Below are 8,394 nucleotides of genomic sequence, written 5' to 3' on the forward strand. Positions count from 1 at the left end.
CGGCTCAAGCCGCCGAGAGGTGTAGCACGGCGCGCATGTCGCCGACCTCCACGCCGGCGGCGTTCTTCATCGGTGGGGGCAGCAGCCGGGCGAGTTCGTCGCGGTCGATGCCCTCGTCGGTCCAGCCGAGCTGCTCCAGCGCCGCCACCAGGGCCACCATCAGCGGTGCGAGTTGGCCGTCGCCGCACTTGGCTGCGATCGCGATGCCGCGGCTGAAACTGGCCATCGCCTGCACGCCGTCGGCGCCCACCTTGCTGACCCAGTCGCCCCGGCCCGCGCGCATCAGGTGCAGGTCGTTGCGGCCCCGGCCGCTGACCAGGTGGGGGTGCTGGCTCATCGCCCGCGCGATGCGGTGAGGCGCCAAACCATAGACCGGATCGGCCTCCGAGACGGTGAGGCGGGCGAACGCGTGTGCCAGCGCGCGCAGCGGCAGGGCGTAGTTCGGCGCGCTGCAGCCGTCGATGCCGCGCACCAGTGAGGCCTCGGGCACGCCGGCCCAGTGGCTCACGCAGCGCGCGATCTCGCGCTGCACCGGGTGGTCGGGGGCGAGGTAGCCCTGCAGCGGCGCGCCGAGCGCGTCGGCCAGCAGCAGCATGCCCGCGTGCTTGCCCGAGCAGTTGTGGTGCAGCGGGCCGTAACGCTCGCCGGGTGGTGGCGTCAGGCCGTTGAATCGAAACAGGTAGGGCTCGTGCGCGCCGCAGGCCAGGGCGGATTCGTCGGCGCCGATGCGCGCGAGCAGGGCGGCAGCCCGGCTCACGTGTTCGGGCTCACCGTTGTGGCTGGCGCACAGCAGGGCAAGGTCCGCATCGTCCAGAGCCAGCCGATCGGCTGCGCGGGCGACCAGGGGCAGGGCCTGGAAAGGCTTGAGCGAGGAGCGCGTGAACACCGGCGTGTCCACATCGCCCGCCGTCGCGAGCACCTGGCCCGTGCGGTCCACCACCGCGAAGGAGCCGTGGTGCACGTTCTCGGGGTGACCGGCGCGCACGCTCACGGCGATGGGCACGTGTCGGGGCCAGTGGAGGCTCATGAGCGGTAGGAAACAGAGCGCGCGAAGGGCGGCCAGTATGGCACGCCGCACCCGGCGTGCGGATGACTCTGATGTTTGCGTGATGGGCGGGGTGTCGATGCGCGTGAAGACCGCTCGCATTCCTAGACTGCGATCCGCTTCTTTTCAACCCCACGGAGAGTCTCTTGTCCGCGTCCGATCCCTTCATCGGTGAAATCAGCCTTGTCGCGTTTTCCTATGCCCCCGTCGGTTGGGCGCTGTGCGATGGCAGGCTGCTGTCCGTCAGCCAGAACGCGGCCCTGTTTGCTCTGATCGGCGCGGCCTACGGAGGCGATGGCCACACCACGTTTGCCTTGCCCGATCTGCGTGGGCGCGCCGCCATCGGCGCTGGCACGGGTCCGGGTTTTCGCCCGGTCGAGCTGGCCCAATACCTGGGGGACGAAAACGCCACGGTGCTTCAGAACAACCTGCCCGCGCACACCCACGCCGCAAGTTTCACCAGCGGTGGCGTGCGCCCCGTGGCGTACAGCGGTGGCGCTTCCGTGACCGACCCCACCGGTGCCGTGCCCGCCAACCCGGTGGGCGAGGGTGGTGCGGCCCTGCCGGCATTCGCGCCGGCGGCTGAGGCCAACGCCGGCCTCGCACCCCTGCCTGTGCAAGGGCAGGTCACCGTGTCGCCCACGGGGGCGGGTCAGCCCCTGAACATCCGCAACCCCGCGCTGGGCCTCAACTACATCATCGCGCTGGTGGGTGTGTACCCCCCGAGGTCCTGATGCGCAAGGCGGTGCTGATGACTGGCCGCTGGCTGGCGGTCTTGTTGGCGACAGCCGGGGCCGTGGTTGCCTGCGGCGGTGGCGACGACGTCCGGGTGGTCGAGCGCGTGGTGGAGGACCCATCGCAGGCCGTTGTCCTGAGCGGCACGGGCGAGCCCGATGACGCGATGGGCAGCGACGGGCAGTTCTACCTGGACGCGCAGGCCATGCTGCTCTACGGACCACGCGCGCAAGGCCAATGGCCACGGCCGCCCCGCGCCCTTGGCGGCGCGCCGGGCGCCGATGGGCAGGACGGACAAGACGGGCAAGACGGCCAGGATGGCTCGAATGGCCTCGATGGTTCTCGCATCCTTGCCGGCACCGGCGCTCCGCCCTCGGACGCCGGGCGCGACGGCGATTACTACCTGGACCTCGGCGCATCCATTCTGTACGGTCCCAAGGCGGCGGGCGTCTGGCCGCCTGTGGGTCTGTCGCTGGTGGGCCTCCCGGGGCCGGCCGGCTCGAATGGCCAGGATGGCCAGGATGGGGCGCCGGGCCCTCAGGGGCCTGCCGGCCCGCCCGGCCCCGCCAGCGTCGATCTCCAATGGAGCATTGCATCCAACAGCACGTTCGGCAATGGCGCTTATTACCTCTGGCCTCAGGGGCCCAACGCCAACGCGCGCAACCCGGTGCTGCTGCCGCGCGCGTGCTCCGTGGCGCGCCTGCGGGCCGTGACCTTGGGGCAGCCCTCCGCCAGCGGGGTCTACACCTTCACGGTGCAGCACACGCCAGGGCCGGACCTCGCCTTGGGCGCCACCACCGACACCGCATTGAGCTGCGTGATCGATGGCGCGACGCGCCATTGCGATACCGGCGACAGGGCGGTGGCTTTCGGTGCTGGCGATGCCATCGAGGTCCGACTGGTGGGCAATGAGGCGATCACCAATATGGCCACGCCCGGCTCCTGGGGGATTGCATTCACCTGTCAGTGAGCGGGCGTCGGCGTCCGAGGGACGCTTCGATGACGTTGGCGTGATACATTTTTCGGCACGCTACGTCATCAACAAGGGTCACCGCTCATGAAACAGATCACCGCCGTCATCAAGCCGTTCAAGCTCGAAGAGGTGCGCGAAGCGCTGGCCGAACAAGGCGTGACCGGCCTGACGGTGACGGAGGTGAAGGGCTTCGGCCGGCAGAAGGGCCACACCGAGCTCTACCGCGGCGCCGAGTACGTGGTCGACTTCCTGCCCAAGGTGAAGGTCGAGGTGGTCGTGAAGGACGACGACGTGGATCGCTGCGTTGAGGCCATCGTTCGCGCCGCGCGCACCGGCAAGATCGGTGACGGCAAGATTTTCGTCACCTCGGTCGAGCGCGTGGTGCGGATCCGCACTGGCGAAGAAGACGAAACGGCAGTCTGAACGCGAGCGCGCTCAGATCTCGTCGAGCCTGGGCTGCGGCGCGGTGCCCGCGGCCTGAATCAGCGCCGGCAGCAGGCGCTCGATGTCGGCGTCCACGCGGATCAGCTCCATCTGCCAGTCGCCCATGAACTGCGCCTGCACGGCGGTACGCAGAAAGGCCGTGAGGCCGTCGTAGTAGCCCCCGACGTTGAGCAGGCCGACGGGTTTGTCGTGGTAGCCCAGTTGGCGCCAGGTCCAGACCTCGAAGAACTCCTCGAAGGTGCCGATGCCGCCGGGCAGGGCCAGAAAGGCGTGTGCGTGCTCGGCCATGAGGCGTTTGCGCTCGTGCATGGTGTCCACCACGTGAAGCTCGGTGCAGCCGTTGTGGGCCCATTCCTTTTCCACCAGTGCCTTGGGGATGATGCCCACCACCCGGCCACCGGCCTTGAGCGTGCTGTCGGCCACCACGCCCATCAGTCCGTTGCGGCCGCCGCCATAGACCAGCTGGCCGCCGTGGCCGCCGATCCACTCGCCCACCTGCCGGGCGGCCTCCATGAAGGCGGGGCTCGCGCCTGGGCGCGATCCGCAGTAGACGCAGAGAGAAAAACCGGGTTCGTTCACAGCAGATCCTTGGCGTGCACCCACAGCGCCGCCAGCCAGGTGCCGCCGCACAGCAGCAGGCTCAGGAGCACGGCGGCGCTGCCCATGTCTTTGGCGCGCTTGGACAGCGCGTGCCATTCGGGGCCGATGCGGTCGATGGCGGTCTCGATGCCGGTGTTGAGAAGTTCCACCACCATCACCAGCACCACAGTGCCGATGAGCAACGCCACCTCGACCCAGCCCCGCCCCACCCAGAACGCCAGCGGCACCAGCACGAGCGCGGCGAGGGCCTCCTGGCGGAAGGCGGGCTCGCCCCAGCCGGCGCGCAGGCCGGCGAGCGAGTAGAACAGCGCGTGCCACACGCGGCTGAGGCCGCGTCGGTGTTTCTGTGGGTTCACTTCGGGGGTGTTCACGGCTGGCGCGGCTTGCGGGGTTTTTTCGGTTGGGGCGGTGGCGCGTGGTGCACCAGCCGGGTGCCGGCCAGCGCGTCGTGCACGAACTGGCGCTGCGCGTGCAGGCGCGAGAGCAGCGCGTAGACCAGCACCCAGCCGATCAGCAGTACGGCGGTTTCACCCCCCTGGGCGCCCAGCGCCCAGCTCAGGGCCAGGGGCGGCAGCAGCCACAGCCACGAGAGCACGTAGCGCACCAGGGCCCGTGCCTGGCCGATCGGCTGGCCCGCCGTGTCTACCACGCGGATGTGCCAGGTCTTCTGCGCCAGGGTCTGGCCCTTGTGCCAGAACCAGGTGAAGTAGATGCCGAACACCACGAACAGGAAGGCCTGCAGGGCGTGGCGACCCTCCAGCGCGTGGCGCTGCTGCGTGAGGGCGGAGAACAGGTAGCCGGCGATGAACACCACGCCGAACATGAGCATGCCTTCGTACAGCCAGCAGGCCATGCGCCGGCGCAGCGAGGGGGCGGTGAGATCGGGGCGGGCGGCGGCGCCGGCGGCTGGGGCGTCGGAGGTCATATCGGCTGAGACGGGAAGGCCGGGATTGTCGCATTCCGGTCAAGGCCGACGAAAAGCCGCGAGCGCCTCTTTGCTGCGGTGCCATAATCGCTGGCTTCCGTCATCACAAGGCAAACGGATCAGGGTCCGGCGGGTATTCGTTCCGCTCATGGCCACTGGTCTCAAGTCCCGAAGCCGCCCCACAAGGGTGGGCCAAGGGGCACCCAAGGTTTTTCGTCAGAGAAATTCTCGAAAGGTTGATCATGGACATCACCAAGGCCGAACTGGCCTCGGCCGCCGCCGCATCCACAGCCGGCGAGGCCCCCCAAGAACTCCGCGGCGCGGAAATCCTCGTCAAGGCCCTGCAGGCCGAAGGCGTCAAGTACGTCTGGGGTTACCCCGGCGGCGCCGTGCTGCACATCTACGACGCGTTCTACAAGCAGGAAAGCATCCAGCACGTGCTGGTGCGCCACGAGCAGGCCGCGGTGCACGCCGCCGATGGTTACGCGCGCGCCACGGGCGATGTGGGTGTGGCGCTCGTCACCTCGGGCCCTGGCGTCACCAACGCGGTCACCGGCATCGCCACCGCGTACATGGACAGCATTCCCATGGTGATCATCACCGGTCAGGTGCCCACGCCCGCCATCGGCCTGGACGCCTTTCAGGAATGTGACACCGTCGGTATCACGCGCCCCATCGTCAAGCACAACTTTCTGGTGAAGGACGTGCGCCAGATGGCCGAGGTGATGAAGAAGGCTTTCCACATCGCGCGCTCGGGGCGGCCCGGGCCGGTGGTGGTGGACATCCCGAAGGACGTGTCCTTCAACAAGACCGCCTGGACCGGGTATCCCGAAGCCGTGCCCATGCGTTCGTACAACCCGGTGCGCAAAGGCCACGGCGGCCAGATCCGCAAGGCGCTGCAGCTGCTGCTCAATGCCAAGCGCCCCTACATCTACACCGGTGGCGGCGTGCTGCTGGGCAACGCCACGCAGGAGCTGCGCACCCTGGTCGACACGCTCGGCTACCCGGTGACGAACACGCTCATGGGCCTGGGCGCGTACCCCGCGTCGGACCGCAAGTTCCTCGGCATGCTGGGCATGCACGGCACCATCGAGGCCAACAACGCCATGCAGAACTGCGACGTGCTGCTGGCCGTGGGCGCGCGCTTCGACGACCGCGTGATCGGCAACCCCAAGCACTTCGCGCAGAACGAACGCAAGATCATTCACATCGACATCGACCCGTCGAGCATCTCCAAGCGGGTCAAGGTCGACGTGCCCATCGTCGGCGACGTGAAGGATGTGCTCACCGAGCTGATCAACATGGTGCGCGAGACGCCGCAGCGCGCCGATGAGCACGCTCTGGCGGAGTGGTGGAAGACGATCGAGGGCTGGCGTGCGCGCGATTGCCTCAAATACGACCGCAGCAACGGGCAGGTGATCAAGCCACAGAAGGTCATCGAGACGCTGTGGAACATGACCAAGGACACGGAGACCTACATCACCTCCGATGTCGGGCAGCACCAGATGTGGGCTGCGCAGTTCTACCGCTTCGATGAGCCGCGCCGCTGGATCAACTCGGGTGGACTGGGCACCATGGGCGTGGGCATTCCCTATGCCATGGGCATCAAGCTGGCCAAGCCCGATGCGGAGGTGTTCTGCATCACCGGCGAAGGCTCTGTGCAGATGTGCATCCAGGAGCTGTCCACCTGCCTGCAGTACAACACCCCGATCAAGGTGGTCTCGCTCAACAACCGTTACCTGGGCATGGTTCGCCAGTGGCAGGAGATCGAATACTCCGGCCGCTACAGCCACAGCTACATGGACGCGCTGCCCGACTTCGTGAAACTGGCCGAGGCCTATGGCCACGTGGGCCTGCTGATCGAGCGCCCCGAGGACGTGGAGCCGGCCTTGCGCGAGGCGCGCAAGCTCAAGGACCGCACGGTCTTCATGGACTTCCGCACCGACCCGACCGAGAACGTGTTTCCCATGGTTCAGGCCGGCAAGGGCATCACCGAGATGCTGCTGGGTTCGGAAGACCTGTAAACGTCCGCCGGGTCCGCCGCGAGGCGGTCCCATCCCCTGGTTGAATCTATTGACCGTCGAGCCCGTGCATTACCGTGCACGGGGGAGGGCGGCGAAAAGAGGAAGCTGCACATGAAGCACATCATTGCCGTGCTGCTCGAGAACGAGCCCGGCGCACTCTCCCGCGTGGTGGGCCTGTTCTCGGCCCGTGGCTACAACATCGAATCGCTCACCGTCGCGCCGACCGAGGACCCGAGCCTGTCGCGCATGACGATCCAGACCACGGGGTCGGATGACGTCATCGAGCAGATCACCAAGCACCTGAACCGCCTCATCGAGGTGGTCAAGGTCGTCGACCTCACCGAAGGCGCCTACACCGAGCGCGAGCTCATGATGGTGAAGGTGCGCGCGGTGGGCAAAGAGCGCGAGGAGATGAAGCGCATGGCCGACATCTTCCGTGGCCGCATCATCGACGTGACCGACAAGAGCTACACCATCGAACTCACCGGCGACCAGGGCAAGAACGACGCCTTCCTGGAAGCCATCGACCGCGGCGCGATCCTGGAGACGGTGCGCACCGGTGCCAGTGGCATCGGCCGTGGCGAGAGAATCCTGCGCGTCTGATCACCCCTTCCATTCCAACGGAGCAAGCATGAAAGTTTTCTACGACAAGGACTGCGACCTGTCCCTCATCAAGGGCAAGACGGTCGCGATCATCGGCTACGGCAGCCAGGGCCACGCGCACGCGCAGAACCTCAACGACAGCGGCGTGAAGGTGGTGGTGGGTCTTCGCAAGGGCGGCGCCTCCTGGGACAAGGTCGGCAAGGCCGGCCTGAACGTGCTGGAAGTCAACGAGGCCGTGAAATCGGCCGACGTGGTGATGATCCTGCTGCCCGACGAGCAGATCGCCGAGGTCTACCGCAACAACGTCGAGCCCCACATCAAGCAGGGCGCTTCGCTGGCCTTCGCGCACGGCTTCAACGTGCACTACAACCAGGTGGTGCCGCGCGCCGACCTGGACGTGTGGATGGTCGCCCCCAAGGCCCCGGGCCACACCGTGCGCAGCACCTACGCCCAAGGCGGCGGCGTGCCCCACCTGGTGGCCGTGCACCAGGACAAGAGCGGCAAGGCGCGCGACCTGGCCCTGAGCTACGCCATGGCCAACGGCGGCGGCAAGGCCGGCATCATCGAGACCAACTTCAAGGAAGAGACCGAGACCGACCTCTTCGGCGAACAGGCCGTGCTGTGCGGTGGCGCGGTCGAGCTCATCAAGATGGGCTACGAGACGCTGGTGGAAGCGGGCTACGCGCCCGAGATGGCCTACTTCGAGTGCCTGCACGAGCTCAAGCTCATCGTGGACCTGATCTACGAAGGCGGCATCGCCAACATGAACTACTCGATCTCCAACAACGCGGAGTTCGGCGAGTACGTGACGGGCCCCGAGGTGATCAACGAGCAGTCGCGCGTGGCCATGCGCAATGCCTTGAAGCGCATCCAGAACGGCGACTACGCCAAGATGTTCATCCTGGAAGGCCGCACGGGCTACCCGAGCATGACCGCGCGTCGGCGCAACACCGCCGAGCACAGCATCGAGGTGGTGGGCGCGCAGCTTCGCGCCATGATGCCCTGGATCGCCAAGAACAAGCTGGTGGATCAGAGCCGCAACTGA

The 8,394-nt window shown here is 67.4% G+C and carries 10 protein-coding genes; 6 read left to right on the forward strand and 4 right to left on the reverse strand.

Features of this window, described 5'->3' with window-relative positions; all coding sequences use genetic code 11:
* Nucleotides 1-4 precede the first annotated feature (4 nt).
* Entirely contained in the window at nt 5-1,027 is a 1,023-nt protein-coding gene (locus GTO19_RS10345) for an asparaginase (protein ID WP_291021581.1), read from the reverse strand.
* Between the two features lie 164 nt (nt 1,028-1,191).
* Here GTO19_RS10345 and GTO19_RS10350 point away from each other — a divergent pair, with 164 nt between their 5' ends.
* The 3 genes from GTO19_RS10350 (at nt 1,192) to GTO19_RS10360 (ending at nt 3,176) form a co-directional block, all read left to right on the forward strand.
* On the forward strand, nt 1,192-1,779 hold the full coding sequence (locus tag GTO19_RS10350) for a phage tail protein (RefSeq protein ID WP_291021582.1): 588 nt from the start codon (nt 1,192-1,194) through the stop codon (nt 1,777-1,779).
* Nucleotides 1,779-2,750 carry a hypothetical protein gene (locus GTO19_RS10355; RefSeq protein ID WP_291021583.1) on the forward strand — a complete coding sequence of 324 codons (972 nt, stop codon included), beginning with the start codon at nt 1,779-1,781 and terminating at the stop codon, nt 2,748-2,750. The genes GTO19_RS10350 and GTO19_RS10355 overlap by 1 nt, the downstream gene beginning before the upstream one ends.
* Nucleotides 2,751-2,837: 87 nt before the next feature.
* Nucleotides 2,838-3,176 carry a P-II family nitrogen regulator gene (locus GTO19_RS10360; RefSeq protein ID WP_291021584.1) on the forward strand — a complete coding sequence of 113 codons (339 nt, stop codon included), beginning with the start codon at nt 2,838-2,840 and terminating at the stop codon, nt 3,174-3,176.
* Nucleotides 3,177-3,188: 12 nt separating this feature from the next.
* Here the strand turns inward: GTO19_RS10360 and GTO19_RS10365 are convergent, their stop codons facing one another.
* Genes GTO19_RS10365 through GTO19_RS10375 form a run of 3 tightly spaced genes read right to left on the reverse strand, consistent with a single transcriptional unit; the run spans nt 3,189 to nt 4,722 of the window.
* On the reverse strand, nt 3,189-3,776 hold the full coding sequence (locus GTO19_RS10365; protein ID WP_291021585.1) for a TIGR00730 family Rossman fold protein: 588 nt from the start codon (nt 3,774-3,776) through the stop codon (nt 3,189-3,191).
* Entirely contained in the window at nt 3,773-4,168 is a 396-nt protein-coding gene (locus GTO19_RS10370) for a diacylglycerol kinase (protein ID WP_291021586.1), read from the reverse strand. The genes GTO19_RS10365 and GTO19_RS10370 overlap by 4 nt, the downstream gene beginning before the upstream one ends.
* Nucleotides 4,165-4,722 (reverse strand): RDD family protein, encoded by a 558-nt coding sequence (locus GTO19_RS10375; RefSeq protein WP_291021587.1) that lies wholly within the window; start codon nt 4,720-4,722, stop codon nt 4,165-4,167. The genes GTO19_RS10370 and GTO19_RS10375 overlap by 4 nt, the downstream gene beginning before the upstream one ends.
* A gap of 242 nt (nt 4,723-4,964) precedes the next feature.
* Here GTO19_RS10375 and GTO19_RS10380 point away from each other — a divergent pair, with 242 nt between their 5' ends.
* From GTO19_RS10380 to ilvC, 3 genes are all read left to right on the forward strand, one after another.
* Complete coding sequence (locus tag GTO19_RS10380; RefSeq protein WP_291021588.1) at nt 4,965-6,746, forward strand: acetolactate synthase 3 catalytic subunit; 1,782 nt, start codon at nt 4,965-4,967, stop codon at nt 6,744-6,746.
* Nucleotides 6,747-6,857: 111 nt separating this feature from the next.
* Entirely contained in the window at nt 6,858-7,349 is a 492-nt protein-coding gene (gene ilvN, locus GTO19_RS10385) for an acetolactate synthase small subunit (RefSeq protein ID WP_009518995.1), read from the forward strand.
* 28 nt (nt 7,350-7,377) lie between these two features.
* Nucleotides 7,378-8,394, forward strand: a complete 1,017-nt coding sequence (ilvC, locus tag GTO19_RS10390) for a ketol-acid reductoisomerase (protein WP_291021589.1) — start codon at nt 7,378-7,380, stop codon at nt 8,392-8,394.

Origin of the sequence: Hydrogenophaga sp. (genome assembly GCF_011772445.1) — a bacterium.
GTDB lineage: Bacteria > Pseudomonadota > Gammaproteobacteria > Burkholderiales > Burkholderiaceae_C > Hydrogenophaga.